Annotated in this window: 21 protein-coding genes; 13 read left to right on the top strand and 8 right to left on the bottom strand. The window is 73.4% G+C overall.

Annotated features, from left to right (window positions below):
* Positions 1 to 37 precede the first annotated feature (37 nt).
* From ACZ68P_RS22625 to ACZ68P_RS22610, 4 genes are all read right to left on the bottom strand, one after another.
* Positions 38 to 961 (bottom strand): cation diffusion facilitator family transporter, encoded by a 924-nt coding sequence (locus tag ACZ68P_RS22625; RefSeq protein ID WP_471008914.1) that lies wholly within the window; start codon positions 959 to 961, stop codon positions 38 to 40.
* A gap of 23 nt (positions 962 to 984) precedes the next feature.
* Positions 985 to 1,845 carry an acyl-CoA thioesterase II gene (gene tesB, locus ACZ68P_RS22620; protein WP_471008913.1) on the bottom strand — a complete coding sequence of 287 codons (861 nt, stop codon included), beginning with the start codon at positions 1,843 to 1,845 and terminating at the stop codon, positions 985 to 987.
* On the bottom strand, positions 1,846 to 3,003 hold the full coding sequence (locus ACZ68P_RS22615; protein WP_471008910.1) for an acyl-CoA dehydrogenase family protein: 1,158 nt from the start codon (positions 3,001 to 3,003) through the stop codon (positions 1,846 to 1,848).
* 141 nt (positions 3,004 to 3,144) lie between these two features.
* Entirely contained in the window at positions 3,145 to 4,359 is a 1,215-nt protein-coding gene (locus tag ACZ68P_RS22610; protein ID WP_471008908.1) for a helix-turn-helix domain-containing protein, read from the bottom strand.
* Between the two features lie 163 nt (positions 4,360 to 4,522).
* Between ACZ68P_RS22610 and ACZ68P_RS22605 the strand changes: the two genes are divergently transcribed.
* Positions 4,523 to 5,128, top strand: coding sequence for a hypothetical protein (locus ACZ68P_RS22605; protein WP_471008905.1), 606 nt, complete (start codon positions 4,523 to 4,525; stop codon positions 5,126 to 5,128).
* Positions 5,129 to 5,410: 282 nt separating this feature from the next.
* On the opposite strand, the gene ACZ68P_RS22600 is transcribed toward ACZ68P_RS22605, so the two are convergent.
* Positions 5,411 to 7,051, bottom strand: a complete 1,641-nt coding sequence (locus ACZ68P_RS22600) for a PucR family transcriptional regulator ligand-binding domain-containing protein (RefSeq protein WP_471008904.1) — start codon at positions 7,049 to 7,051, stop codon at positions 5,411 to 5,413.
* Positions 7,052 to 7,278: 227 nt separating this feature from the next.
* Here ACZ68P_RS22600 and speB point away from each other — a divergent pair, with 227 nt between their 5' ends.
* The 7 genes from speB to ACZ68P_RS22565 all read left to right on the top strand — a co-directional run bounded on the left by speB (position 7,279) and on the right by ACZ68P_RS22565 (position 16,811).
* Complete coding sequence (gene speB / locus ACZ68P_RS22595; protein WP_365721788.1) at positions 7,279 to 8,256, top strand: agmatinase; 978 nt, start codon at positions 7,279 to 7,281, stop codon at positions 8,254 to 8,256.
* Between the two features lie 238 nt (positions 8,257 to 8,494).
* Entirely contained in the window at positions 8,495 to 10,177 is a 1,683-nt protein-coding gene (locus tag ACZ68P_RS22590; protein WP_471008901.1) for a thiamine pyrophosphate-binding protein, read from the top strand.
* Positions 10,178 to 10,248: 71 nt separating this feature from the next.
* Complete coding sequence (locus ACZ68P_RS22585; RefSeq protein ID WP_471008898.1) at positions 10,249 to 10,458, top strand: type II toxin-antitoxin system VapB family antitoxin; 210 nt, start codon at positions 10,249 to 10,251, stop codon at positions 10,456 to 10,458.
* Complete coding sequence (locus ACZ68P_RS22580; protein WP_471008897.1) at positions 10,455 to 10,877, top strand: PIN domain-containing protein; 423 nt, start codon at positions 10,455 to 10,457, stop codon at positions 10,875 to 10,877. Before ACZ68P_RS22585 ends, ACZ68P_RS22580 begins: the two co-directional genes overlap by 4 nt.
* Positions 10,878 to 11,001: 124 nt before the next feature.
* Positions 11,002 to 14,739 (top strand): ABC transporter ATP-binding protein, encoded by a 3,738-nt coding sequence (locus ACZ68P_RS22575; RefSeq protein WP_471008894.1) that lies wholly within the window; start codon positions 11,002 to 11,004, stop codon positions 14,737 to 14,739.
* A 74-nt stretch (positions 14,740 to 14,813) separates the two neighbouring features.
* Positions 14,814 to 15,221 carry a hypothetical protein gene (locus ACZ68P_RS22570; protein WP_471008892.1) on the top strand — a complete coding sequence of 136 codons (408 nt, stop codon included), beginning with the start codon at positions 14,814 to 14,816 and terminating at the stop codon, positions 15,219 to 15,221.
* An 87-nt stretch (positions 15,222 to 15,308) separates the two neighbouring features.
* The gene (locus ACZ68P_RS22565) at positions 15,309 to 16,811 is read left to right on the top strand and encodes an aminopeptidase (protein WP_471008890.1); all 1,503 of its coding nucleotides are present in this window, start codon (positions 15,309 to 15,311) and stop codon (positions 16,809 to 16,811) included.
* Positions 16,812 to 16,951: 140 nt separating this feature from the next.
* On the opposite strand, the gene ACZ68P_RS22560 is transcribed toward ACZ68P_RS22565, so the two are convergent.
* A complete protein-coding gene (locus ACZ68P_RS22560) occupies positions 16,952 to 18,790 on the bottom strand; it encodes a glycoside hydrolase family 3 protein (RefSeq protein WP_471008887.1) in 1,839 nt (612 codons plus the stop codon).
* Between the two features lie 487 nt (positions 18,791 to 19,277).
* On the bottom strand, positions 19,278 to 20,204 hold the full coding sequence (locus tag ACZ68P_RS22555; protein WP_471008885.1) for a LysR substrate-binding domain-containing protein: 927 nt from the start codon (positions 20,202 to 20,204) through the stop codon (positions 19,278 to 19,280).
* A 97-nt stretch (positions 20,205 to 20,301) separates the two neighbouring features.
* On the opposite strand from ACZ68P_RS22555, the gene ACZ68P_RS22550 reads away from it, so the two are divergent.
* From ACZ68P_RS22550 to ACZ68P_RS22540, 3 genes are all read left to right on the top strand, one after another.
* A complete protein-coding gene (locus tag ACZ68P_RS22550) occupies positions 20,302 to 21,225 on the top strand; it encodes an EamA family transporter (RefSeq protein ID WP_471008883.1) in 924 nt (307 codons plus the stop codon).
* Between the two features lie 224 nt (positions 21,226 to 21,449).
* A complete protein-coding gene (locus ACZ68P_RS22545; RefSeq protein ID WP_471008881.1) occupies positions 21,450 to 22,118 on the top strand; it encodes an LppU/SCO3897 family protein in 669 nt (222 codons plus the stop codon).
* A gap of 70 nt (positions 22,119 to 22,188) precedes the next feature.
* Positions 22,189 to 22,758, top strand: a complete 570-nt coding sequence (locus ACZ68P_RS22540; protein ID WP_471008879.1) for an AAA family ATPase — start codon at positions 22,189 to 22,191, stop codon at positions 22,756 to 22,758.
* Positions 22,759 to 22,899: 141 nt separating this feature from the next.
* Here the strand turns inward: ACZ68P_RS22540 and ACZ68P_RS22535 are convergent, their stop codons facing one another.
* A complete protein-coding gene (locus ACZ68P_RS22535; protein WP_471008876.1) occupies positions 22,900 to 23,946 on the bottom strand; it encodes a LacI family DNA-binding transcriptional regulator in 1,047 nt (348 codons plus the stop codon).
* 123 nt (positions 23,947 to 24,069) lie between these two features.
* On the opposite strand from ACZ68P_RS22535, the gene ACZ68P_RS22530 reads away from it, so the two are divergent.
* Together ACZ68P_RS22530 and ACZ68P_RS22525 are read left to right on the top strand one after the other, a co-directional pair.
* On the top strand, positions 24,070 to 25,221 hold the full coding sequence (locus ACZ68P_RS22530; RefSeq protein ID WP_471008874.1) for a Gfo/Idh/MocA family protein: 1,152 nt from the start codon (positions 24,070 to 24,072) through the stop codon (positions 25,219 to 25,221).
* Positions 25,218 to 26,408: a dihydrodipicolinate synthase family protein gene (locus ACZ68P_RS22525; protein ID WP_471008872.1), complete on the top strand. Its 1,191-nt coding sequence runs from the start codon at positions 25,218 to 25,220 to the stop codon at positions 26,406 to 26,408. The genes ACZ68P_RS22530 and ACZ68P_RS22525 overlap by 4 nt, the downstream gene beginning before the upstream one ends.
* Positions 26,409 to 26,424: the final 16 nt, after the last annotated feature.

The following is a 26,424-nucleotide window of genomic DNA, read 5'->3' as shown; positions in this document are numbered from 1 at the left end:
CCGTCGCCGCGCGGGTCGAGCGCCCCCACGCGGCGCGTCATGTCCGGCGGGCGGGGGTGGGATCCAGATACACCCGGCCGATCGCCGGGAAACGTTCCCTCAGCTGCTGCTCGGCCTCCTCGCAGGCCCACTCGACCTGACCCGCCGAGGCCACGTCCCGGAAGTCGATCTTCGCGGCGACCATGACCTCGTCCGGGCCCTGGATGAGCGTCGTCAGCTCCAGCACGCCGATGATGTGCGGCACGGTAAGCAGCTCCTCCACGACCTCCTCCCGCATCGCGCGCGGCAGCGGGCGGCCGATCAGCAGCTGCGCGTTGGAGCGGCCCAGCACCCACGCCACGTACACGAGCAGCGCGCCGATGAGGATCGAGGCGATGCCGTCCCACACGCCCGAGCCGGTGATCTGACCGCCGAGCAGGCCGCCGGCCGCCAGCAGCAGGCCCACCAGCGCGGCCGAGTCCTCCATGACCACCGCCTTGACGGTGGTGTCCGGGGTGAGCCGCAGATAGCGCCCGAACGGCGCCCGCACCCGTTCGGCCTCGCCCTTGACCTGCTTGAGGCCCGTGCGCAGGGAGTAGCTCTCCAGGAGGAAGGCGACGCCGAGCACCACGTACGAGACGAGGGGGTCGCCCGGCTCCTCGCCATGGGTCAGGGTGTGGACGCCGTCGTAGACCGAGAAGACCGCGCCGCCGACGAAGGTGGCGACGGCGGCGAGCAGCGCCCAGACGTAGCGCTCTCCGCCGTAACCGAGCGGGTGGTCCTCGTCGGCCGGTCTCGCGCTCCGCTTGAGGGCGGTCAGCAGCATGACCTCGGTGACCGTGTCGGCGACCGAGTGGGCGGCCTCGGAGAGCATCGCGCTCGATCCGCTGATCAGGCCCGCGACCGCCTTGGCGGCGGCGATCCCGAGGTTCGCCACCGCCGCCACGATCACCGTGAACGTGCTCTCACCGTTCTGCGCCATGCTTCGGACGGTATGTCCGATCATCAGCGCGGAACGCGAACGACACCCTCCTGGATGACGGAGATGGCCAGCTGCCCGTCCCGCGTGTAGATCCGCGCCTGGCCCAGTCCGCGCCCGCCCGAGGCGGACGGCGACTCCTGGTCGTACAGCAGCCATTCGTCGGCCCGGAACGGCCGGTGGAACCACATCGCGTGGTCCAGCGACGCGCCCACCACGTCGCCGACCGCCCAGCCGCCCCGCCCGTGGGCGAGGAGCACCGAGTCGAGCAGCGTCATGTCGGAGACGTACGTCGCCAGGCAGACGTGCAGCAGGGGGTCGTCGGCGAGCTTGCCGTTGGTGCGGAACCACACCTGGGAGCGCGGCTCGCGCGGCTCCCCGACGCTGCCCCACGGCGGCACGTCGGCATAGCGCAGGTCCACCGCCGCGCGCGCCTCGATCAGCCGCTCGGCCACGTGGGCGGGGAGGTGGCGCGGCAGCGTCTCGGCGGCCGTCGGCAGGGTCTCCGGGTCCGGAGCGGCCGGCATGTCGTACTGGTGCTCCAGCCCTTCCTCGTACGTCTGGAAGGACGCGGAGAAGTGGAAGATGGGCTGTCCGTGCTGGACGGCGACGACGCGCCGGGTGGTGAAGGAGCGGCCGTCACGGATGCGGTCGACCGTGTAGACGATCGGCGCGCCCGGGTCCCCGGCGCGCAGGAAGTACGCGTGCAGGGAGTGGACCAGCCGGTCCTCGGGGACGGTCCGGCCCGCCGCGACCAGCGCCTGGGCGGCCACCTGGCCGCCGAAGACGCGGGGGACCACGGCGGAGCGGGACTGTCCCCGGAAGATGTCCTGCTCGATCCGCTCGAGGTCGAGCAGATCGAGCAGGGCGTCCAGAGCCTCGGGCACTTACAGGCCCATCGACTTGGCGATGATCGACTTCATGATCTCGCTCGTACCGCCGTAGATGCGGTTGACGCGGTTGTCGGCGTACAGACGGGCGATCGGGTACTCGTTCATGTAGCCGTAGCCGCCGTGCAGCTGGAGGCAGCGGTCGATGACGCGGTGCGCCACCTCGGTGGTGAACAGCTTGGCGCTGGCGGCCTCGGCCGGCGTCAGCTCGCCGGCGTCCAGCGCCTCCAGGGCGCGGTCGGCGACGGCCTCGGCGGCGTCCACCTCGGCCTGGCAGGCGGCCAGTTCGAACTTCGTGTTCTGGAAGTGCGCGACCGGCTTGCCGAAGACCGTGCGCTCCTGCACGTACTGCTGCGCGAAGCGGACGGCGGCCTTGGCCTGCGCGTAGGCGCCGAAGGCGATGCCCCAGCGCTCGGAGGCGAGGTTGTGGCCGAGGTAGTAGAAGCCCTTGTTCTCCTCGCCGAGCAGGTCCTCGACCGGCACCTTCACGTCGACGAACGCCAGCTCGGCGGTGTCGGAGGTGCGCAGACCGAGCTTGTCCAGCTTGCGGCCGATGGAGTAGCCCTCGGACTTGGTGTCCACGGCGAAGAGGGAGATGCCGAAGCGGCGGTCCTCGGCCGTCGGGGCGGAGGTGCGGGCGCAGACGATCACACGGTCGGCGTGCACGCCGCCGGTGATGAAGGTCTTGGCGCCGTTGAGGACGTAGTGCGTGCCGTCCTCGGAGAGCTTGGCGGTGGTCTTCATGCCCGCGACGTCGGAGCCGGTGCCCGGCTCGGTCATCGCCAGCGCCCACATCTCCTCGCCGGAGACGAACTTCGGGAGGTAGCGCTTCTTCTGCTCGTCGGAGGCGAGCATCTTGATGTACGGCAGGGCGAGCAGCACGTGCACGCCGGAACCGCCGAAGTTCACGCCCGCGCGGGAGGTCTCCTCGTAGAGGACGGCCTCGAACTTGTGCGTGTCCAGGCCCGCGCCGCCGAACTCCTCGGGGACGTTGATGCCGAAGACGCCCAGCTCGCCGAGCTTGTAGTAGAAGTCGCGCGGCGCCTGGCCCGCGGCGAACCACTCGTCGTAGACGGGGACGACCTCGGCCTCGATGAAGGCGCGGATGGTGTCCCGGAACGCCTCGTGGTCCTCGTTGAATACGGTACGGCGCACGAGCCGCCTCCTTCGGAGTCCTGGATGCCTGGGCCTGGATGCCTGACGCGATATGCCTAAGCGCTTGCTCAGTCAAGTTACCGGTGGGTTCGCGCCGCTGTCCAGATCTGGGGCGCTCAGGGTTGCCCAGATCACGTCCGCTCACTCCCCGGGCACCTCGCCGCGGACCCAGCGGAGGCCGACGGGGTCGTACTCCCACACCGGGCGGCCCCGCACCCCGCTCGTGCGGAAGGGGGCGCCGTCCTCGTCCCCGATCCGGACCGTGCCCCGGCGCCCCTCCGAGCTCCACTCCAGCTCCAGGTACCAGCGGCAGTCGCACCCCACCGCCCCCGCCGAGACCAGCAGCTCCTCCGGCTCGGCGGCGCTGACCGCGTACGGGAAGGAGACCGCCGGGAGCGTCCGGCCCTCCTGACCGGAGGCGTCGTACCCGTCCAGCGCCCGCGCCACCGGCCGCGGCCGGTCCAGGTCCACCTCGAAACGGCGCGGCGTCACCGCCCCGCCGCACCCGCCGCCCATCCGGTACGCGGTCCACGGCAGCGGCGAGCCCCGCTCCACCACCCGCACGTGCAGCGCCTGGAGCACCACCGCCGCCGCGCCCTTCCCCTGCACCGACACCCGCACCAGCGTCTCCCCGCCGTCCACGGCCCCCTGCGCCGCCGCCCAGCTCCGCGCGTCGGCCGACCCCGGCGGGGGAGGGGGCGTCCGCTCCACGAGGTACGTGTGCGCACACCCGTCCTCGTAGATGTGCGAGGCGACCGTCCACGTCAGCGGCGCCGGTGGTTCGGCGGCCCGCTCCCGGGTCTTCCCGGGCAGGAGTACGGCTCCGAGCGTCACCGTCACCACGACCGCCAGCACCCCGCCGACCAGGCCCAACCACCCCCACCGGCGCCTTGGCCGCTGGGACGGGGGGCCCGGCACGCGCGCGTGCACGGGGTCCAGCTCGGTCTCCGGTTCGGATTCGGGTTCGGGTTCGGCGTCGGGTTCGGAGGCAGGCTCCGGGGCCGGATCGGGCTCCGGCGCAGGCTTCGGTTCCGGATCGGGCTCCGGCGTCGGCTTCGGTTCCGGGCCGGGCACGGGCTCCGCGCCGGGCTCCGGCACAGGAGGGCGACGGGTGCGCTCAGCGCGGCTCCAGGCCACCTCCAGGGCCCGCCGCTCCTCCTCGTCCGCCCCGCTCAGCAGGGCGAGGCGGTCGACCACGGCGAACTCCTCCGGGACGGTCGCGCCCGAGCAGTAGCGGTGGAGGGTGGACGCGCTGACGCTCAGGCGCCGGCCCAGCGCCTCGTAACTCCTCCCGTCCCGCGCCTTCAGCGCGCGCACGAGCCGCGCGAACTCCTCGACGGCGGCGTCCTTCGGCATTCCATCCCCCTCGACCCTGCGTCCCAGCCTTCACGTCCTTGCACGTCAGCGGGGGTGGAATGGTTCCGGGACGGATGGTGGGCGCGTCACCGTTGCAGGCGGCGGGCGCCGGCCCGACGCTGGTGGAGCACTGACCGAACGACCCGACGGGGGATCCACCACCATGAACAAGTTCCGTGCCGCACTCGCCGCCGCCGCCGCTGCCGCCCTGGGCCTCGCGGCCCTCGCCACGGCCCCGGCGCAGGCCGCTGCCCAGCCCGCCTTCCTCGCCGCCTCCCAGATGCCGCCGTCGTCGACGCCGTGGACCGCCTCCCAGGTCTTCACCGGCATCCCGGAGAACGGCGGCGCCCTCTGCGCCCCGTACAAGATCCCGGCGCAGAACACCCGCTACCGCGAGTTCAGCACCGAGCTCGACACCAACGGCGTCCAGATCACCACCGTCGCCCGCACCGAGGCCGACGCCGTGAAGCTGGTCGACACCCTCCGCAAGGCCCTCGCCGGCTGCGGGCCCCTGCTCGAGCAGCAGAACCCGGGCCTGAACGCCGTCAGCGCCTCGCACGGCAAGCTCGCCGTCGAGGAGGGCGCCTGGGTCTACAGCCTGGACACCGCCGACCCGCAGATCGGCATCACCGACATCCACCTCTTCTCCGTCGGCCGCGACGGCCGCACCGTCACCCTCGTCCGCTGGGGTCAGATGGGTGACTTCGAGGACGCCCCGCTGACCGCCTTCCGCACGACGACGAAGACCGCCGTCAACAAGCTCCACTGACCCGGGGGCTCCTCCAAGGGCTGACCACAGCTCCGCAGCGGCGCGGCCCGAATCCGCACGCGCCGCTGTCGTGCCCCTTCCGGTGGCGCAGAGGGGGCGGCATGCCGCCGGGATTCCGCGCGGCCGGCCGTGGACCGTGCGGAGGGGTGTGGCCGAGCCGATGCCGGGCGGGGCGGACCCGGTGGCGGTTGGGGGAGACGGCCTCGCCGAGCTCGACGAACTCGGGCGGCGCATGGGGATGGGCGACATCGCCTAGCCGCCGATTGTGGATCCGGCTCCGGACTACACCGTCTTGAGCGCGAACCACAGCTCCATGCGTACGTCGGCGTCGTCCAGGTCCCGGCCGAGGAGCGACGCGCAGCGGGCGACGCGCTGGCGGACGGTGTTGCGGTGGATGCCCATCGCCACCGCCGTCCGGTCCCAGCTGCCGTGCAGCGAGAGCCAGGTCCGCAGGGTCCCGACGAGCGGCTCGGCCAGCGGTGCCAGGAGCGACCGCGCGTACGCCGCCGCCTCGTCGCCGTTCACGAGCCCGCCGAGCCCGGTCGCGCGGTGCCGCACGAGCCCTGTCCGCGTGGCCTCCGCCCTCCGCAGCGCCCGCGCGGCCTGCGCGTCGCCGACGGCGAGATCGCCCGCGTCGACGGGGAGGCCGGCCCCGAGGAACCAGCCGGGCTGAGCGGTGACGGGGGAGGAGGCCGGGAGCAGGAGCCGGACGGTCACGGGGGTGCCGTCCGGCCGGGCCCGCCCCGACCCCGTGCCGGTGGCACCACTCGCGGCTCGCACCGTGTCGGCGGCTCCGCGCACCCGGGCCTCCGTTACGGCCGCCTCGCGCCCATCCGCCCGCGCTTCTGTCGAGCCCGCGCCCGCAGGCGCCGCCGCCCCCGTCCCCGGAGCGGTGGCCTCGCCCGCGTCCACCAGCGTCGCTCCCAGGGCCGCCCCCAGTGCCGCCGCCGCGAACGGCGTGCCGTCGCCGCCGCGGGCGTGGACCACGGTCCACGGACCGGGGCCCAGCGCGGACGCCGCCTCGGCCGGGGTCGCGCCGAGCAGCAGGCGGACCAGGGCCGCGTCACGGGCCGAGGCGTCGGCGCCCCGGTGCGGGGCGGTCAGCAGGGACAGCAGGACGACCGCCACCCCGGCGATCGTGTGGTCCGCCGTCTCCCTCCGCCCGGTCGCCACTCCCAGGACCAGTCCCTCGCCGCCGCCCAGCGCGTACGCGGCGAGCCGGAGCCCGCCCCCGTCGCCGCTCGCCGAAGCCGGCCCGCCCGGGCGCGGGCCCACCACCCCCGCCAGTTCCCGCAGCGCGCCGGCCGCCTCCGGCGGGATCGCGCGCCCCGCCGCCGCGTACTCCGTACCGTCCGCCGCGAAGAGCGCCGCCCGTCCGCCGAGGCGGGACGCCAGCGCGCCGAGCACCGCCGGGACGGGCGCCTGCCGGGCCGCCGCCGTCGCCAGTGACTGCTGCGCCTCGGTCACCCGCCGCAGCTCCTGGTGGCGTGCCTCCGCCATCAGCCGCCAGACCGCCCGGGCCACCGCCGTGAACGGCGTGCCCGGCGGCACCTCCAGGAGCGGCAGCCCGAACCGCTCGCACGCCGCGACGAGCGCCGCCGGGACGGTGTCGAAGACCGGGGTGACGCCGAAGCCGAGCGCCGCCGCCCCCGCCTCCACCACCCGCTCGACGAAGTGCGCCGGGTCGGCGAGCTGCACGCCCGCCGTCATCAGCAGCTCACCGCCGAGGAGGTAGGGGAAGGGGTCGGCCATCTCCGAGGTGTGCACCCAGTGGACGTGGACGTCCTCCGGTCCGGCGAGCAGCCGCAGCCCGAGGTCCCGGCGGCCGAGCAGCGCGGTCAGCGGGACCGGCGGTGCGGGGGGTGTGGGCGTGGGCTCCTGCGCGGGCATGGCGGCGGGCATGGCGATGGACCCTTCGTACATCCAGGGGGTCTGAGATGGAGGAAACGTACACTTCAGTGTGGTCTTCCGGCCACCTACTGTCGTCCCGTCCAGGGGCGGCGGGTACGGGCGGACGTACCCGGGTCCGCCCCGGGCCGCGGCCCGCGGCCGGGAGCCGGCGACCACCACCGAGCGCCCGTGCCCCGAGCCACCGGACGCGATCCGTCCGGTACGCCCGACACACCCGACACACCCAGGAGGACCCGACCATGAGCAGCAGCGACCAGAACGCCTTCCGCGGCCCGACCGACTCGTCCCGCGTCCCGCGGTACGCCGGTCCCGCGACGTTCGCCCGGCTGCCGCGGCTCGACGAGGTCGGCACCACCGACGTCGCCGTGGTCGGCATCCCCTTCGACAGCGGCGTCTCCTACCGCCCCGGCGCCCGCTTCGGCGGCAACGCGATCCGCGAGGCGTCCCGCCTGCTCCGTCCGTACAACCCGGCGCAGGACGCCTCGCCGTTCGCCCTCGCCCAGGTCGCCGACGCCGGTGACATCGCGGCCAACCCGTTCAACATCAACGAGGCCGTCGAGACCATCGAGGCCGCCGCCGACGACCTCCTCGCCACCGGCGCCCGGATGATGACGCTGGGCGGCGACCACACCGTCGCGCTGCCGCTGCTGCGTTCCGTCGCCAAGAAGCACGGCCCCGTCGCCCTGCTCCACTTCGACGCCCACCTCGACACGTGGGACACCTACTTCGGTGCCGAGTACACCCACGGCACCCCGTTCCGCCGCGCCGTCGAGGAGGGCATCCTCGACACCGAGGCGCTCTCCCACGTCGGCACGCGCGGCCCCCTCTACGGCAAGCAGGACCTCACCGACGACGAGAAGATGGGCTTCGGCATCGTCACCTCGGCCGACATCTACCGCCGTGGCGCCGACGAGGTCGCCGACCAGCTCCGCCAGCGCATCGGCGACCGCCCGCTGTACATCTCCATCGACATCGACTGCCTCGACCCGGCGCACGCACCCGGCACCGGCACCCCCGAGGCGGGCGGCATGACCTCCCGCGAGCTCCTGGAGATCCTGCGCGGCCTGTCCTCGTGCAACCTCGTCTCCGCCGACGTCGTCGAGGTCGCCCCGGCCTACGACCACGCCGAGATCACCGCCGTCGCCGCCTCGCACACCGCGTACGAGCTGACGACGATCATGTCCCGGCAGATCGCCGCGAGCCGCACCGCCCAGTAGCCCCCGGGCCCCGGCCGGGGCGGGACGGGCCCGCCACCGGCCGGGACCGGGCGGTGACCCGCCGAGGCCGCCCCCCGCCCGGCCCGCCGCAGGCCAACCCGCCCCGCCCCGCGCCACGCGCGTCCGGCAGGCGGGCGGGGCCGCGCCGGGTCACCGCCCGCGCCGTACGGTGATCCGCACCGAGCCCGCGCCGTACGGTGATCCGCACCGCGCCCCAGCCACCCCGAGGGGAAGACCCATGACCCACGACCACGATCTGGTGCTGCGTCCCACCGCCGCGCAGACCGAGGCCGCGCTCAACCCCCCGAAGGGGCGCAACGGCGGCGACCTCGTCGTCGAGAGTCTCTCGGGCCTGGGCGCGACCACCGTCTTCGGTCTGCCCGGACAGCACGCGCTCGGCATGTTCGACGCCCTGCGCCGCTCCTCCCTCACCTACGTCGGGCTGCGGGCCGAGAACAACGCCGGCTTCGCCGCCGACGCGTACGGCCGGATGACCGGCGAGGCGGCCCCGCTGCTGCTCTCCACCGGCCCGGGCGCGCTGATGTCGCTCGCCGCGCTCCAGGAGGCCGCCGCGGCCTCGGCCCCCGTCCTCGCCCTCTGCAGCCAGGTCCCGGTGGCCGGCCTCGGCGGCGGGCGCCACGGCTATCTGCACGAGCTGCGCGACCAGCGGGCGTCCTTCCGGGACGTCGTGAAGTCCGTCCACACCGTCCGTACGCAGTCGCAGATCCCGTCGGCGATCGCGGCCGCATGGGAGTCGGCGCTGACCGCCCCGCACGGACCCGTGTGGGTGGAGATCCCGCAGGACGTCCTCCTGGCCGAGACCACGCTCCCCGTGGTGACCGCGATGGACGCGACCCCCGAGGACGTCGTCCCGCGCCCCGAACTGACGGCGGTGGCGGCTGACCTGCTGTCCAGGGCGGCCCGGCCCGCGATCATCGCGGGCGGCGGAGTCGTCCGCTCCGACGCGTCCGGCAAGCTCCGGGCGCTCGCGGAGCGACTCGACGCGCCCGTCGTCACCACCTTCGGCGGCAAGGGCGCCTTCCCGTGGGAGCACCCGCTCTCCCTCCAGTCCTGGCTGGAGGACCGGCACACCACCGACTTCCTGGAGGACGCCGACGTCCTGCTGGTGGTCGGGTCCGGCCTCGGTGAGCTGTCCTCGAACTACCACACCTTCGCCCCGCGCGGCCGGATCATCCAGATCGAGGCCGACGCCGGGAAGCTGGAGTCCAACCATCCGGCGCTCGGCATCCACGCCGACGCCCGCCTCGCCCTCCAGGCCCTCCTGGAGACGACGGAGGTACGCCGGGACCCGACCGCCCCCGAGCGGGTCGAGGCCGTTCTGGCCAAGGTGCGGGAGCGGATCGCCGCCCAGGACCTCGGACTGGAGCAGCGGATCGTCGCCTCGGTCCGCGAGGCCCTTCCCGCTATGTCCCCCAGCTTCTGGGACATGACGATCCTCGCCTACTGGGCCTGGTCCGCCTTCGACGCCCGCCACCCCAACACGATGCACTCCGCCCAGGGCGCCGGCGGCCTGGGCTACGCCTTCCCCGCCGCCCTCGGCGCGGCGGCGGCCGACCCCACCCGGCCGGTCCTCGCCGTCTCGGGCGACGGCGGCGCCATGTACTCCCTCGCCGAGCTGGCGACGGCGAAGCAGTACGGCTGGGACGTCACCTGGCTGATCGTCGACGACGGCGGCTACGGCATCCTCCGCGAGTACATGACCGACACCTTCGGCGAGGCCACGGCGACCGAACTGGCCCGCCCCGACTTCGTCGCCCTCGCGGAGTCCTTCGGCGTCCCGGCGGCGCGCACCACCCCGGAGACCCTGACCACCGACCTCGCGAAGGCCCTCGCCACCCCGGGCCCGTCGGTCGTGGTCCTCCCGGCCCTCCTGCGCATGTTCGAACCGACGCACCTGTGAGGGGACGTCGTTTGCCGGTCTGACCTGGGCGGCATATGCTTCTCGTGTCCAGTGCATAGGGAGGATGTGTCATGTCGAACCTGTACGTGGAAGTCGATGACCTGGCTCTCGCGGAGGCGGCGGAAATACTGGGCACGAAGACGAAGAAGGACACGGTCAACGCCGCGCTGCGCGAGGTGGCGAGGCGGCATGAGCGGCTGCGGGCGCTGGAGCAGCTCACGGAGATGGCCGACCGAGGCGACTTCGACATCCTCATGGACAAGGCCGACTACCGCCGATGAGTACGGTGACGTATCTGGTCGACACCTCCGCCGCCGTGCGGATCATCGCCAGGAAGCACGTGCAGGACGAGTGGCGGAACTTCACCACCGAAGGTGTCCTCGCCATGTGTGACATCACCGAGCTGGAGATCCTCTACTCGGCCCGGTCCGCTGACGACCGGCTCGCCAAGGAGGGGCTGCTGGGCATGCTCTTCAACTGGACCGCCGTGCCCGACGGCGTCTACTCACGCGCCCGCCGCGTCCAGCAGATGCTCACCGACCGGGGCGAGCATCGCAGTGCCGGCCCCGTCGACCTCCTGGTCGCCGCGACCGCCGAGCTCTCCGGTCTCACGCTCCTCCACTACGACAAGGACTTCGAGACCGTCGCCCGCGTCACCGGCCAGCCGACCCGATGGGTGGCCCCGCCGGGGACGGCCTAAGTCCTCCGGCCCACCCGCCCCGGGACCATCGGCCCGTCCTGCCCCCGGTTTTGTAACGGCGGGATGAAATCGCACCTCAGCCGCGTTGGGCCTTCCGGTAGAGCAGGACGACGGGAGGCACCACGTGGCCGCGGCTGGGCAGGAACAACAGGGGTGGGCGCGCAGGCTGGCCGGCTACGCGTGGCGGTACCGGACGAACGTGGTGCTCGCGCTCGGGTCCTCCCTCCTGGGGATGGCCCTCCTCGCCCTCGTCCCGCTCATCACCAAGGTGATCATCGACGACGTCATCGGAGCGGGCACCCGGTCCCTCACCGTCTGGACCGGTCTCCTCATCGGCGCCGCCGTCGTCGTCTACGCCCTGACCTACGTCCGCCGCTACTACGGCGGCCGGCTCGCCCTCGACGTCCAGCACGACCTGCGTACCGAGATGTTCGGCACCATCACCCGGCTCGACGGACGTCGGCAGGACGAGCTGTCCACCGGTCAGGTCGTCGGACGCGCCACCAGCGACCTCCAGCTCATCCAGGGCCTGCTCTTCATGCTCCCGATGACCATCGGGAACATCCTGCTCTTCCTGATCTCCCTGGTCGTCATGGCCTGGCTGTCGCTCCCGCTCACCCTGGTCGCCCTCGCCGTCGCCCCCGCCCTCTGGTACATCGCCAAGCGCAGCCGCACCTGTCTGCACCCGGCCACCTGGTACGCCCAGTCGCAGGCCGCCGCCGTCGCGGGAGTCGTCGACGGGGCCGTCACCGGCGTCCGGGTCGTCAAGGGGTTCGGGCAGGAGGACCAGGAGACCGGCAAGATCCGGGCCGCGAGCCGCCGGCTCTTCGCGGGCCGGATGCGGACCATCCGGCTGAACTCCCGCTACACCCCGGCCCTCCAGGCCGTTCCCGCCCTCGGCCAGGTCGCCGTCCTCGCGCTCGGCGGCTGGCTCGCCACCCGCGGCCAGATCACCCTCGGCACCTTCGTCGCCTTCTCCGCCTACCTCGCCTCCCTGGTCGGGCCCGTCCGCATGCTCGCCATGGTCCTCACCGTCGGCCAGCAGGCCCGCGCGGGCGTCGACCGCGTCCTGGAGCTGATCGACACCGAGCCGGTGATCCAGGACGGCACGAAGGAGCTGCCGGCCGACGCCGACGCCACCGTCGAGTTCGACGACGTGCGCTTCGCCTACGAGGACGGCCGTCCCGTCCTCGACGGCTTCTCCCTGGAGATCCGCTCCGGCGAGACCGTCGCCGTCGTGGGCGCCTCCGGCAGCGGCAAGTCCACCGTCTCGCTCCTGCTGCCCCGCTTCTACGACGTGAGCCACGGCGCCGTCCTCGTCGGCGGGCACGACGTCCGCGAGCTCACCCTCGACTCGCTGCGCGCCGCCATCGGACTCGTACCGGAAGACAGCTTCCTCTTCTCCGACACCGTCCGCGCCAACATCGCCTACGGCCACCCCGACGCCACCCAGGAGCAGATCGAGGCCGCCGCCCGGGCCGCCCAGGCGGACCGTTTCATCGCCGACCTTCCCGAGGGCTACGACACCACGGTCGGCGAGCACGGCCTCACCCTCTCCGGCGGTCAGCGCCAGCGGATCGCGCTCGCCCGGGCGATCCTCACCGACCCCCGGCTCCTCCTCCTGGACGACGCCACCTCCGCCGTCGACGCCCGCGTGGAGCACGAGATCCACGAGGCCCTCGCCTCCGTGATGGCCGGCCGCACCACCCTCCTGATCGCGCACCGCCGCTCCACCCTCGGCCTCGCCGACCGGATCGCCGTCCTCGACGACGGCCGGCTCTCCGACATCGGCACCCACGAGGAGCTGGAGCGACGGTCGGCCCTCTACCGCAAGCTCCTGACGGACCCCGACGAACTGGGCGGTGTCTCGCCGGGCCACACCACCCCCGTCGACCTGCCCGAGGACCGCTCGCTGCGGGCCGAGCTCGACGCCGAGTTCGACGCCGAACGCGGGATCACCCCCGCCCTGTGGGTACGGGACGAGGCCGGCCCGGAGGATTCCGCGGGGCCGGCGGGCCGCACCGACGCCCAGGCGGGAGCCACCCCGGAACTCCTGGCCGCCGTCGAGGCGCTGCCGCCCGCCACCGACGCCCCCGACATCGACGAGGCCTCCGCCGTCACCCCCGAGGCCACCTACGGCCTGCGCCGTCTGCTGCGCGGCTTCGGCGTCCCGCTCCTCATCAGCCTCGGCCTGGTCGCCGTCGACGCCGGCATGGGCCTGCTCCTGCCCGTCCTGATCCGCCACGGCATCGACGACGGCGTCAACCGGCTCGCCCTGGGCGCCGTCTGGGCCGCCTCGGCGCTCGCCCTGCTCACGGTGCTCGTGCAGTGGATCGCGCAGACCGCCGAGATCCGGATGACCGGCCGCACCGGCGAGCGGGTGCTCTACGCCCTGCGCCTGAAGATCTTCGCCCAGCTCCAGCGGCTCGGCCTCGACTACTACGAGCGCGAGCTGACCGGCCGGATCATGACCCGGATGACGACGGACGTGGACGCCCTGTCCACGTTCCTCCAGACGGGCCTGGTCACCGCCTTCGTCTCCGTGGTGACCTTCTTCGGCATCATGGTCGCGCTGCTCTTCCTCGACCTCCAGCTCGCCCTCGTCGTCTTCGCGACGCTGCCCGTCCTCGCCGTCGGCACGTACTTCTTCCGCCGCTCCAGCGTGAAGGCCTACGAACTGGCCCGTGACCGGATCAGCGTCGTCAACGCCGACCTCCAGGAGTCGGTCTCCGGGCTGCGGATCGTCCAGGCGTTCCGGCGCGAGGGCGCGGGAGCGGCCCGGTTCGCGGAGCGCAGCGACTCCTACCGCGAGGCCCGCGTCCGCGGACAGTGGCTGATCTCGATCTACTTCCCCTTCGTCACCCTGCTGTCCTCCGTCGCCGCCGCGGCCGTCATGATCGTCGGCGCGAACCGCATCGAGGCCGGCTCCCTTACCACCGGCGCGCTCGTCGCGTACCTCCTCTACATCGACCTCTTCTTCGCCCCCGTACAGCAGCTGTCGCAGGTCTTCGACGGCTACCAGCAGGCCGCCGTCTCGCTGAAGCGGATGCAGGAACTCCTCCAGGAGCCGACGTCGACCGCCGCCGCCGACCGTCCCCGGGACGTGCCGTCGCTGCGCGGAGAGATCGCCTTCGAGGACGTCTCCTTCGCCTACGGCAAGGAAGAGGCCGCCCTCACCGGGATCGACCTGCGCATCCCGGCCGGTCAGACGGTCGCCTTCGTCGGCGAGACGGGCGCGGGCAAGTCGACGCTGGTCAAGCTGGTCGCGCGGTTCTACGACCCGACGGGCGGCCGGGTCACGGCCGACGGCACCGACCTGCGGGACCTGGACCTCACCGCCTACCGCCACCGGCTCGGCGTCGTGCCGCAGGAGGCGTACCTCTTCCCGGGGACCGTCCGCGACGCCATCGCGTACGGCCGCCCCGACGCGACCGACGCCGAGGTCGAGGCGGCCGCCCGCGCGGTCGGCGCCCACGACATGATCGCGACCCTGGACGGCGGCTACCTCCACGAGGTCGCCGAGCGCGGACGCAACCTCTCCGCGGGCCAGCGCCAGCTGATCGCACTGGCCCGCGCGGAGCTCGTCGACCCGGACGTCCTGCTCCTCGACGAGGCGACGGCCGCGCTCGACCTGGCGACCGAGGCCCAGGTCAACCAGGCCACCGACCGCCTCGCGGGCCGCCGCACGACCCTGGTCGTCGCCCACCGCCTCACCACCGCCGCCCGCGCGGACCGCGTGATCGTCATGGACGGCGGCCGGGTCGCGGAGGACGGCACCCACGACGAGCTGCTGGCCTTGGGCGGCCGGTACGCGGCGCTGTGGCGGACCTTCATCGGCGAGGAGGAGCCCGAGAGGGTCTGAGCGCGCGGAAGGCAACCGCGGAGGCCTCCTCTGCGTCGTACGCATGTACGGCACCGAGGCGGGAGGGGAAGCGCATGTTCCGTGGGGCGACAGGCAGAGCACACCGTACGAGGCTGCTCGCGTATCTCCTGGCGACGCTGCTCACCGCCGGCGCGCTCGCCCTGGCGGGCCCCGGCACCGCGTCCGCCGCCGCCCTCTCCCTCTGCGGCGGGCGCCCCACCAAGACGATCCCCTTCGCCACCGGCGAGCTGCGCCTCTACAAGAGCCGTCAGTACGTGTGCGCCCTCACCGTCGCCAAGAGCCCCGGCCCGCGCCGCGCGATGTCGGTCTCGCTCCAGCCCAGGGGCGGCCGCGCGGCCGTCAGCAGCGGCCGCTTCACCCGCCAGGCGGGCCCCGTCACCGTCCACGCCCTCAACCGCTGCGTCCGCGCCTCGGGGACCGTCGCCGGCCGGAGCGGATCCACCGGCTGGATCCTGTGCTGATACAGAGGAAAGGGTCAAGAGGGTCTGGCGGTACGTCTGTTGCCCCCGCTAGGTTCGCGACACCGTTGTGAACCAAGGGGAGGGTGAATGCGTAAGTCGCTCGGATGGCTGCTGTCGCTCACGGTGCTCATAGGCACCGTCGGTGCGACCGGCGCGGCTACCGCCGCGGAGCCGGCCATCGGCACCACCGGCGGGACGACCGCCGGCCGTACGTCCGCCACCGCGGACGGCGCGGGCCGTCTGCACAGCGCCGACGAATCGTACGGCGCGGACATCAAGTACCGCGTCCTGGCCATCCCCGGGATGAGCCTGATCGAGGAGAAGCCGTACGCCGGCTACCGCTACTTCGTCCTGGAGTACACCCAGCCGGTCGACCACCGACGGCCCTGGGCGGGCACGTTCAAGCAGCGGCTCTCCCTCCTCCACAAGGACACGAGCCGCCCCACCGTCTTCCACACCAGCGGCTACGGCCTGAGCACCACCCCGAGCCGGCGCGAGCCCACCCGCATCATCGACGGCAACCAGGTCTCCATGGAGTACCGGTACTTCACGCCGTCCCGCCCGCAGCCCGCCGACTGGTCCAAGCTGGACATCTGGCAGGCCGCGAGCGACCAGCACCGCATCTTCACCGCCCTGAAGCGGATCTACGACCGGAAGTGGCTCTCCACCGGCGCCTCGAAGGGCGGCATGACGGCCACCTACTACGAGCGCTTCTACCCGCGCGACATGGACGGCGTCGTCGCCTACGTGGCCCCCAACGACGTGGTCGACAAGGAGGACTCGGCGTACGACCGGTTCTTCGAGACCGTCGGCACGAAGGAGTGCCGCGACCGCCTCAACGCCGTCCAGCGCGAGGCACTCGTCCGCCGCGCCCCGCTCCAGGCGAAGTACCGGGCCTGGGCCGAGTCCGAGGGTGCCACCTTCACCACCGTCGGCTCGCTGGACCGGGCGTACGAGGCCGTCGTCCTCGACTTCGTCTGGGGCTTCTGGCAGTACTACGGCGAGGACGTCTGCGGGTCCGTCCCGGACGCGCGCACGGCGAGCGACGACGAGATCTACGAGACGATCGACGCCTACTCCGGCTGGTCCTTCTACACCGACCAGGGCCTGGAGCCGTACACCCCGTACTACTACCAGGCGGCGACGGAACTCGGCTCGCCCTCCATCCGGCAGCCGCACCTCAAGGGCCTCTCGCGCTACGGGTACCAGCCCGCCCGGAACTTCGTGCCGCGTGAGATCCCGACGACCTTCAAGCCGTGGGTCATGCGGGACGTCGACGACTGGGTGCGCAAGAACGCCCAGCACATGATGTTCGTGTACGGCGGCAACGACCCCTGGGGCTCCGAGCGGTTCCGCCTCGGCAAGGGCGCCCGGGACAGCTACGTCCTCACCGCCCCCGGCGCGAACCACGGGGCGAACATCGACGGGCTCGTGGAGGACGAGCGGGCCAAGGCCACGGCCCGCATCCTCACCTGGGCCGGGGTCGACGCCCCCTCGGCGCAGGCCGCGCGGCCGCTGGCCCGCTTCGACGCGCGGCTCGACAAGCCGGCCGACGAGGAGCTGAACCGGGAGCACGGTCTGCGTCCGTGACGCGGACGACGGGCCGCGCCCGGGGTTCCAGGACCCCGGGCGCGGCCCGTCGCCGTTCCCGCGCCGTTCCCGCGCCGTGCGGCGCCGGCCTGCGCCTGCGCCTGCGTGTGCTGTCGGGCGCTGTCGGGCGCGGTCCTGCCTCAGCGGTACGTCAGGCCGTGGCCGACCGGGTACAGCTCCCGCGCCGGATCGTCCGCCCGCTGTACGGGGACGGGCAGCCGGCCCCTCGGGCGCGCCGCGCCCGCGATGACCCGCACCGCGGCCCGCAGTTCGACGTCGGTCCAGGAGTAGGCGGCGACGGTCGCCCGCTGCCCCGTCAGCTGGGCGATGTCGTACGGATTGCGGATCGCGACCGTCACGACCGGCACACCGGTCGCCACCAGCCGGGCGACGAGCGTCCGTTGCGGGCTGGTCCCCGTCACGTTGTACGTGCCGACGACGACAACGTCCTTGCCCGCGGCCGCGGCCACCGCCTCCTCGATCTTCGCCGCGGTCGGGGTGATCCCGGTGGACAGCGCCGTCGCCGTGAAGCCCAGCTCGGTGAAGGCCCGGGCCAGGGTCGAGGTCGGGGGCCCCGTCGTCCCGGACGGCGAGGCCGGGTCGGCGCCGACGACCAGGACGTTTCCGTGGCCGCGCCGGCTGATCGGCAGGAAGGCGCCCTCGTTGAGGAGCAGGGTGGTGGTCTCCTCGGCGATCCGGTCCGCGCGCGCAAGATGGGCGGGGGTGCCGACCGTGCGGTCCACGCCGGCGCGGTCGACGTACGGCTGCCGGAACAGGCCCAGCTTCGCCTTGAGGCGCAGAATCCGCAGGATCGATTCATCGAGCCGGGCCTCGGTCAGCTCGCCGTCCTTGACGGCCTGGAGGACGGCGTTCCACGCGATGTCCAGCTTCGGCGGGTTGAGCAGCTGGTCGACTCCGGCCTTCAGCGCGAGGACGGGCACGCGCGCGTCGCCGTACTTCGTCCGGACACCCTCCATGCCGAGCGAGTCCGTCACCACCACCCCGTCGTAACCGAGCTGCTCGCGCAGGATGCCGGTCAGGATGGGGCGGGAGAGGGTCGCCGGGTCCTCGCTCGGGTCGAGCGCGGGCACCACGATGTGCGCGGTCATGATCGAGTCGATCCCGGCGGCGATCGCCGAGCGGAACGGCGGGGCGTCCAGCTCGGCCCACTGCTCCCGGGTGTGCGTGATGGTCGGCAGGCCGTAGTGGCTGTCCACGGCGGTGTCGCCGTGGCCGGGGAAGTGCTTCGAGGTGGCCGCCACCCCGGCCCCCTGGTAGCCCTTGACCTGGGCGGCGACGAGCCCGGCGACGGCCTGCGGGTCCGATCCGAAGGAGCGCACGCCGATGACCGGGTTGGCCGGGTTGACGTTGACGTCCGCCACCGGCGCGTAGTTCTGCCGGATGCCGACGGCGGCCAGCTCGGCGCCCGCGATCCGGGCGGCCTCGCGGGCATCGGAGCGGGAGCCTCCGGCGCCGAGTGCCATCGCCCCCGGGACCAGGGTGGCGGGCCGGCCGACCCGGCAGACGATGCCGTGCTCCTGGTCGGTGGAGATGAGCAGCGGAAGGGGCGTCGGCTGGGCGAGACCGGCCTTCTGGATGCCGTTGGAGAGCTCGGCGATCTGGTGCGGGTCCCGGGTGTTGTGGGCCCACGTGAAGTAGATGACGCCGCCGACGTGGTACTTCTCCACCAGCTCGGCGGCGGTGCGGACGCCGATCTCCTGGAGGTTGGCGTCGATGTCGGCCTGGTCGGGGGCGGTGGCGGAGTGGCCGTACACCCGCATGACGAAGAGCTGGCCGACCTTCTCCTCCAGCGACATGCGGGAGATGAGCCGTCGAAGACCGCGGTCGTGGTCCCGGTCCCGGTCGCGGTCGTCCGTCCCGGCGTGGGCGGGCGGTCCGGTCACTCCGGTGACGGCGGCGGCCGCGGCGGCGGCGGTGACGGTGAGGAGGGTGCGTCTGGAGGTGGCGCGGTGGTGCACTGATGCTCCTTCCGGCCGTGCAAGTTGAAGGAAACTTCCAAGGAGTCACGGATAGCCCGAAAGTAACTGCCAGGTCAAGCATCTACGCAGGATCCGCGTGGTGGCCGGGCCCTGCTGAGCGCACGTCAGCCGACGGCGAGGCGGGCGGTGGCGCCGGTCCGGGCGCGGGTGGCATGCCGGTCAGCCGGCTTCGGCGGCGCCGGGCGGGGGCGTGGCGTGGCGGTTCCGCCTGGCGCCGGGAGTCTTCAGCCGGGCGGTCGCTCAGCCGGGCGGTCGGTCAGCCGGCTTCGGCGGCGCCGGGCGGGGGCGTGGCGTGGCGGTTCCGCCTGGCGCCGGGAGTCTTCAGCCGGGCGGTCGCTCAGCCGGGCGGTCGGTCAGCCGGCTTCGGCGGCGCCGGGCGGGGGCGTGACGTGGCGGTTCCGCCTGGCGCCGGGAGTCTTCAGCCGGGCGGTCGCTCAGCCGGGCGGTCGCTCAGCCGGGCGGTCGGTCAGCCGGCTTCGGCGGCGCCGGGTGCCGACACCGTGGGCCACAGCTCCTGGAGGGTGCGGACGGTCTCCGTGATCGCCGGGCGGCGGGCCACGCCCGCCCGCCACAGCGCCCGCAGCCACCGGGTCGGCACCGGGTCGAGCCGCACCGGGGTCACCTCCGGCGGCAACGCCCCACGGCCCAGGCGCGGCACGAGCGCGATCCCGAGACCGGCCGCGACGAGGGCGACCTGGGTGTGGTTCTCCTCCGCCTGGTGGACGATGCGCGGCTCGTACCCGGTCGCCCGCAGCGTCCGCGTCAGCCAGTCGTGGCACACCGTCCCCGGCGGCTGCGAGATCCACCGCTCCTCCGACAGCTCCTCCCGCCGCACCGACGCCCGCGACGCCAGCGGATGGTCGCGGGGTACGAGGATGTCGCACAGGTCGTCGCCGATCACGGCCTGCTCCACCCCCGGAGGGGTCGGCATCGGAGCGATGTCCCAGTCGTGCGCCACGGCGAGGTCGAGCACGCCCCGCGCCACCAGCTCGATGGAGAGGTGCGGGTCGACCTCGGTCAGCCGGGCGTCCAGGGACGGGTGCCGACGGGCCAGATCGGCGAGCACCCGGGGCATGAGGCCGCGAGCCGCGCTCGCGAAGCAGCCGATCGCGAGCCGCCCGGTCGGCAGCCCGCGCCGCTCCTCCAGACGTACCTCCGCCTCCTCGACGATCGACAGCAGCCGCTCCGCGGTCGAGGCGAGCCGGTGCGCCTCGTCGGTGAGGCGGACCCCGCGGCCCTGGCGTTCGAGCAGCGTGGTGCGGGTCTCCCGCTCCAGCTTGGCGATCTGCTGGGAGACGGCGGAGGGGGTGTAGCCGAGCGCGGCGGCGGCGGCCGCGACCGTCCCGTGGACGGCGACGGCGTGGAGGGCGCGCAGGCGTCCGAGATCCAGCACGGGAAACCCCTTCTCGGGAAGATGAAGCAACGCTTCATCTCATCATGCAGGAATCCGTGCTGGTGCTACACGGTCGCGGGCGGTGATGCTCGGTTCCATGCGCCCCGCACACATCGCCCTCGCCGCTCTCGTCGCCGCGGTCTGGGGAGTCAACTTCGTCGTCATCGAGATCGGCCTCGACCATTTCCCGCCCCTGCTCTTCTCCGCCCTCCGCTTCGTCGCCGCCGCCCTGCCCGCGGTCTTCCTCGTCGGCCGCCCCACGGTGGCCTGGAAGTGGATCGTGGCCGTCGGTCTCGTGCTGGGCGTCGCCAAGTTCGGCCTGCTCTTCACCGGGATGGACCTCGGCGCCCCCGCCGGGCTCTCCTCCCTGGTCCTCCAGGTCCAGGCGGTCTTCACGGCCCTGTTCGCCTTCGTCGCGCTCGGCGAACGGCCGGGCCCGCTCAAGCTCGTCGGCATGGCGGTCGCGCTGGCGGGCATCGGGGTCGCGGCGGTCGACGAGGGTGCCTCGGGTCCGCTCGCCGGTTTCGCGCTCTGTGTCGCGGCGGCGGCCTGCTGGGGCGTCTCCAACGTCCTGACCCGCAAGGCGTCCCCGCCCGACGCCCTCAACTTCATGGTGTGGGTGAGTACCGTCCCCGTCCTGCCGCTCCTCGCCCTCTCCCTCGTACTCGAAGGGCCCCGGCGGGACCTCGACGCGCTCGCGGCGCTGGACTGGACCGGCGTCGGCGCCATCGTCTACGTCGCCTGGGTGACCACGATCTTCGGCTTCGGCGCCTGGGGCCTGCTCCTGCGCCGCTACCCCGCCTCGTCCGTGGCCCCCTTCTCGCTCCTCGTGCCGGTCTTCGGCATGTCCTCGGCGGCCCTGATCCTGGGCGAGAGCGTCAGCGCGCTGCGCTGGTGCGCGGCGGCGCTGCTGGTCGGGGGAGTGGCGCTGACCTCGTACGGGCGGCGGCCCGGACGTGAGCATGGCGAGACGACCGCTAGGGTGCTGGTTCCGACGAGCAAGGGGGAACCGGCGCCATGACGTCTCCGTATCCGCATGCGCAACAGCAACCGCAGCAGCCCGCGCAGCAGTTCCCCCAGCAGGGTCCGCCTCCGCCGGCGCATCCGTCGCCTCATGCGCCGCAGGGACAGCCGCAGCCGGGCGGGTACGGGCAGCCGCAGCCGGGCGGGTACGGGCAGCCGCAGGGGCAGTGGCAGCCGGGCGCATACGGACAGCCGCAGCCCCAACCGGGCGGATACGGCCCTGTGCAGGGGCCGCCGCCGCAACCGTACGGATTCCCCGGCCAGTCGGGGCCGACCGGGCCGCCGACGACCGGCTGCGAGGTCTGCGGGGCGCAGCCCGCCGCCGCCGTGACCGTCCGCGCCCACCAGGGCATGGTCGTCATCATGCGCACGGTCACGCGGCGCGGCGTCTTCTGCCGTACGTGCGGGCTCGCCCGCTACCGGCAGATGACCTCCGACACCCTGATCACCGGTTGGTGGGGCCTCTTCTCCCTCTTCGTCACGCCGTTCGTGGTCCTGGCGAACGTCCTCGGCGCCCGAGCCGCCCTGCTCAGGCTGCCCGAGCCGTACGGCGCCGTCCGGCAGCCCCTCGACCCGGGCAGGCGCGTCCTGCGCCGCGGCCCCGCGATGCTGATCCTCACTCCGATCGCGCTGGTCGCCCTGGCGATCCCGACGCTGGTGGTCGTGGGCCTGCTCTCGGGCGGCGGAGAACCCGTCGCGCTGTCGGTGGGCGATTGCGTACGCAACGAAGCCGAGTGGCCCGAACAGCAGCTGGAGAAGGTGGGCTGCGGGTCCCCGCTGGCGGAGTACCGGGTGGTGGACAAGGCGTCCTGCGGCCCCAGCGACTACCTGCTGCACGCGGAGTACGTGATCGACTCCCCGAAGCCGGGCTCCTGCGTCACCCCCGTCTAGGCGGGTTCCGCCCGACGCCGGACCACGTCCGCGCCGCCCCTCCACCCGCATCGACCCGAAGGCCCTCCGCATGTCCCTCGATCTCGTGCCGGTCGACCGCGAACCCGCGCCCGGAACCGTCCTCCTGAGCGGCATCCCCGGCAGCGGCAAGTCGACGGTCGCCGCCGCCCTGGCGGCGCGCTTCGCGCGATCCGCCCACATCGAGGTCGACGAGCTCCAGACGCTCATCGTGAAGGGCGGCCAATGGCCCACCCCCGAACACGACCCCGAGGCGGACCGTCAGATCTTCCTCCGCGCCCGCAACGCCTGCCTGCTGGCGGACAGCTTCAGGACGGCCGGCTTCGTCCCGGTCATCGACGACGTCGTCGTGCGCCGCACCCACCTCGACTTCTACCGCGCCACCGTGGGAGCGGGCCCGCTGCACGTCGTCTTCCTCGCTCCGGGCCCCGAGGTCGCCCGGCAGCGCAACAACGCCCGGGACAAGCGCCTGACGACGGACTGGGCCTTCCTGGACGAGGCGATGCGGACCGAACTGTCGGCCGAGGGCACGTGGATCGACACCGCCGCCCTCTCGGCGGACCAGACGGTCGACGCGGTCCTGGACACGCTCCCGGCGACGTTCGCGACGTACTCGGCGTAGCCGCACCGAGGTCGTCGGCCGGGCGACCGGCGGCCTCGGCCGCGGCCCGGACGGGCCCGGGAGGGGGCGCACCGGCAGAAGGGAGTCGCGGCCCACGAACGCGGCGGCCTCACCGGACCTCGAGCGACCACCGGCGGCCCGTCAGGTGCGCGGCGGGGCCGTCGAGTCGCGGACCATCAGCTCCGCCGCGATTCTCGCGATGCCGCCCGGAGGGGTCGACTCCGTCCCCATGGCCAGGCGCCCCGCCCGGGCGCCCGCCTCGTGCAGCGGCAGCCGTACGGTCGTCAGCGCGGGCACCGCGTCGAGCGAGAAGGGCAGGTCGTCGAAGCCCGCCACCGACACGTCGCCCGGGATGCTCGACCCCCGGTCCCGCAGCGCCGCGCACGCGCCCAGCGCCACCGTGTCGTTCGCCGCGACGACCGCCGTGAGCGTCGGATCCCGGCGCAGCAGCTCCAGGGTCGCGTCATACCCGGAACGCCGGTCGTACGAACCGTGGACCGTGGGCCCCTCCGCCACCTCCGCCGCGGCCATCGCCTCCCGGTGCCCCTCCAGCCGGTCCCGGGTCGTCGTCCGGTCCGCCGGCCCCGCGACGTAACCGATCCGCCGGTGGCCGAGCGCGAGCAGGTGCTCGGCCAGCCGCCGCGCCCCCGCGCGGTTGTCGAAGGTCAGCGCCGCCACGCTCGCGTCCCCCGCCACCGGGGGCCGCCCGCACAGCACGACCCGGGTCCCCGCGTCCGCCAGCTTGGCCAGCTTCGCCGCCACCGCCGCCATGTGCTCGGGCACCTCCAGCGAGCCGCCGGTCAGGATGACGGCCGCGGCCCGCTGCCGCTGCAGCAGCGTGAGATAGGTCAGTTCGCGCTCCGGGGAGCCGCCCGTGTTGCAGACGACGGCCAGCTTCTCGCCGCCGCCCCGCCCCGACGCGCCCTCCCCGATCGCGCTCTGCGCCGCGCCCGCCATGATCCCGAAGAAGGGGTCGGCGATGTCGTTGACGAGGATGCCGACGAGGTCGGAGGTGGCGGCGGCGAGGGAGCTCGCCGGCCCGTTCAGGACGTAGTCCAGCTCGTCCACCGCCCGCAGCACCCGCTCCCGGGTCGACGCGGCGACCGGGTAGTTGCCGTTCAGGACGCGGGAGACGGTCGCGGGGGACACCTGGGCCCGCGCGGCAACATCCGCGAGCGTGACGGTCATCGCGTACCTCCGAGGTGACGTGGGCCGACCCCTTGTCCGGCGTGATGTCGGCAGGCTAGCGTCATCTCCAGTAGAAAGCGCTTTCTATCGCGCTGATCCATTCTGGTGTGGAGGGGAATCTTCGTGACACGCAGGACAGTCCGGATCGCCATGAACGGCGTCACCGGCCGGATGGGCTATCGCCAGCACCTCGTCCGCTCGATCCTCGCCCTGCGCGAGCAGGGCGGCATCGACCTCGGCAACGGCGAGACCCTCTGGCCCGAGCCCGTGCTCGTCGGCCGCCGCGAGCACGCCCTGCGCGCCCTCGCCGAGCGCCACGGCCTCACCGAGTGGTCCACCGACCTCGACGGCGTGCTCGCCGACGACTCCGTCGACCTCTACTTCGACGCCCAGGTCACCTCGGCGCGGGTCGAGGCGATCAAGAAGGCGATCGCCGCGGGCAAGCACGTCTACACCGAGAAGCCCACGGCGACGGACGTCGAAGGCGCGCTGGAACTCGCCCGCCTCGCCCGGGACGCGGGCGTCCGGCACGGGGTCGTCCAGGACAAGATCTTCCTCCCCGGCCTGCTGAAGCTGAAGCGGCTCATCGACGGCGGGTTCTTCGGCGAGATCCTGTCCGTGCGCGGCGAGTTCGGCTACTGGGTCTTCGAGGGCGACTGGCAGGAGGCCCAGCGCCCGAGCTGGAACTACCGCGCGCAGGACGGCGGCGGCATCGTCGTCGACATGTTCCCGCACTGGGAGTACGTCCTGCACGAGCTGTTCGGCCGGGTCACGAGCGTCACCGCGCACGTCGCCACCCACGTCCCGCGGCGCTGGGACGAGCGCGGCAAGCCGTACGAGGCGACCGCCGACGACGCGGCCTACGGCATCTTCCAGCTGGAGGGCGGCGCGGTCGCCCAGATCAACTCCTCCTGGACGGTCCGCGTCAACCGCGACGAGCTGGTCGAGTTCCAGGTCGACGGCACGCACGGCTCGGCCGTCGCCGGCCTGCGCAACTGCCGCGTCCAGCACCGCTCGGCCACCCCTAAGCCGGTGTGGAACCCCGACATCCCCGTCACCGAGTCCTTCCGCGACCAGTGGCAGGAGGTCCCGGACAACGCCGAGTTCGACAACGGCTTCAAGGCGCAGTGGGAGCTGTTCCTGCGGCACGTGGCGCTGGGGGAGCCGTACCACTGGGACCTGCTGGCGGGTGCCCGTGGCGTGCAGCTCGCGGAGCTGGGCCTGCGCTCGGCGGCCGAGGGCCGCCGCCTGGACGTCCCGGAGATCACGCTGTGATCCGCCTGCCCCAGGCGGACGGAGGCGTACGGGAGTACACCCCGCGCCCCGCGCCCGCGCCCGCACCCGCGGCCCCGGACTCGGCCGCCGGAGCCGGGCTCGCCGGAGCCGGCGCCCTGACCTCCCGCACCGTCTTCTCCGCGGCGCACGTCGTCGCCGATCCGTACGCCGACACCAGCCCCGACTCGGCCGCCGCCGTCGACTGGGACGCCACCCTCGCCTTCCGCCGCCACCTGTGGTCGCACGGTCTGGGCGTGGCGGAGGCGATGGACACCGCCCAGCGCGGGATGGGCCTGGACTGGTCCGGCGCCGCCCAGCTGATCCGCCGCTCGGCGGCCGAGGCCAGGGCCGTCGGCGGGCGCATCGCCTGCGGCGTCGGCACCGACCAGCTCACCGGCCCGGCGGCCGGCCTCGCGACGGTCCGCGCGGCGTACGAGGAGCAGCTCGCCCTCGTCGAGGAGACCGGGTCGCAGGCCATCCTGATGGCCTCGCGCGCCCTCGCGGCCGCCGCCGCGTCCCCGGACGACTACCTGGAGACGTACGCGCACCTCCTGCGCCAGGCGTCCGAGCCGGTGATCCTGCACTGGCTCGGCCCGATGTTCGACCCGGCGCTCGACGGCTACTGGGGCTCGGCCGACCTCGACACCGCGACCGATACCTTCCTGGAGGTCATCGCGGCCCACCCGGACAAGGTCGACGGCATCAAGGTCTCCCTTCTCGACGCCCAGCGCGAGATCGACCTGCGCCGCCGCCTCCCGGAGGGCGTCCGCTGCTACACGGGCGACGACTTCAACTACCCGGAGCTGATCGCCGGGGACGAGGAGGGGTTCAGCCACGCCCTGCTCGGCATCTTCGACCCGCTGGGCCCGATGGCGGCTCGGGCCGTACGGGTCCTGGACACCGGGGACGTCAAGGGATTCCGCGAGATCCTCGACCCGACGGTCGAACTCTCCCGGCACCTCTTCCAGACCCCGACCCGCTTCTACAAGACGGGTGTGGTCCTGCTCGCCTGGCTCGCGGGCCACCAGGACCACTTCACCATGGTCGGCGGCCTGCAGTCGGCCCGTTCCCTCCCTCACCTCGCCCGTGCCTACGAACTGGCGGACGGCCTCGGCCTGTTCCCCGACCCGGAACGCGCGGAGTCCCGCATGAGGTCCCTGCTCACGGTCCACGGAGTCCCGCGGTGAACCCTCTCGCCCGCTT

The organism is Streptomyces sp. NPDC036822 (genome assembly GCF_055609145.1).
Note: the sequence above shows the minus strand (reverse complement) of the source record. Positions and strands in the feature narration are given on the sequence as shown.

Bases quoted from the DNA above. Each gene is read 5' to 3' on its own strand.
- ACZ68P_RS22565 (WP_471008890.1), top strand. From the start codon at position 15,309: ATGCGTAAGTCGCTCGGATGGCTGCTGTCGCTCACGGTGCTCATAGGC.
- ACZ68P_RS22540 (WP_471008879.1), top strand. From the start codon at position 22,189: ATGTCCCTCGATCTCGTGCCGGTCGACCGCGAACCCGCGCCCGGAACC.
- ACZ68P_RS22605 (WP_471008905.1), top strand. From the start codon at position 4,523: ATGAACAAGTTCCGTGCCGCACTCGCCGCCGCCGCCGCTGCCGCCCTG.
- ACZ68P_RS22535 (WP_471008876.1), bottom strand. From the start codon at position 23,946: ATGACCGTCACGCTCGCGGATGTTGCCGCGCGGGCCCAGGTGTCCCCC.
- speB (WP_365721788.1), top strand. From the start codon at position 7,279: ATGAGCAGCAGCGACCAGAACGCCTTCCGCGGCCCGACCGACTCGTCC.
- ACZ68P_RS22625 (WP_471008914.1), bottom strand. From the start codon at position 961: ATGGCGCAGAACGGTGAGAGCACGTTCACGGTGATCGTGGCGGCGGTG.
- ACZ68P_RS22580 (WP_471008897.1), top strand. From the start codon at position 10,455: ATGAGTACGGTGACGTATCTGGTCGACACCTCCGCCGCCGTGCGGATC.
- ACZ68P_RS22570 (WP_471008892.1), top strand. From the start codon at position 14,814: ATGTTCCGTGGGGCGACAGGCAGAGCACACCGTACGAGGCTGCTCGCG.
- ACZ68P_RS22585 (WP_471008898.1), top strand. From the start codon at position 10,249: ATGTCGAACCTGTACGTGGAAGTCGATGACCTGGCTCTCGCGGAGGCG.
- ACZ68P_RS22550 (WP_471008883.1), top strand. From the start codon at position 20,302: ATGCGCCCCGCACACATCGCCCTCGCCGCTCTCGTCGCCGCGGTCTGG.
- ACZ68P_RS22610 (WP_471008908.1), bottom strand. From the start codon at position 4,359: ATGCCGAAGGACGCCGCCGTCGAGGAGTTCGCGCGGCTCGTGCGCGCG.
- ACZ68P_RS22590 (WP_471008901.1), top strand. From the start codon at position 8,495: ATGACCCACGACCACGATCTGGTGCTGCGTCCCACCGCCGCGCAGACC.
- ACZ68P_RS22600 (WP_471008904.1), bottom strand. From the start codon at position 7,051: ATGTACGAAGGGTCCATCGCCATGCCCGCCGCCATGCCCGCGCAGGAG.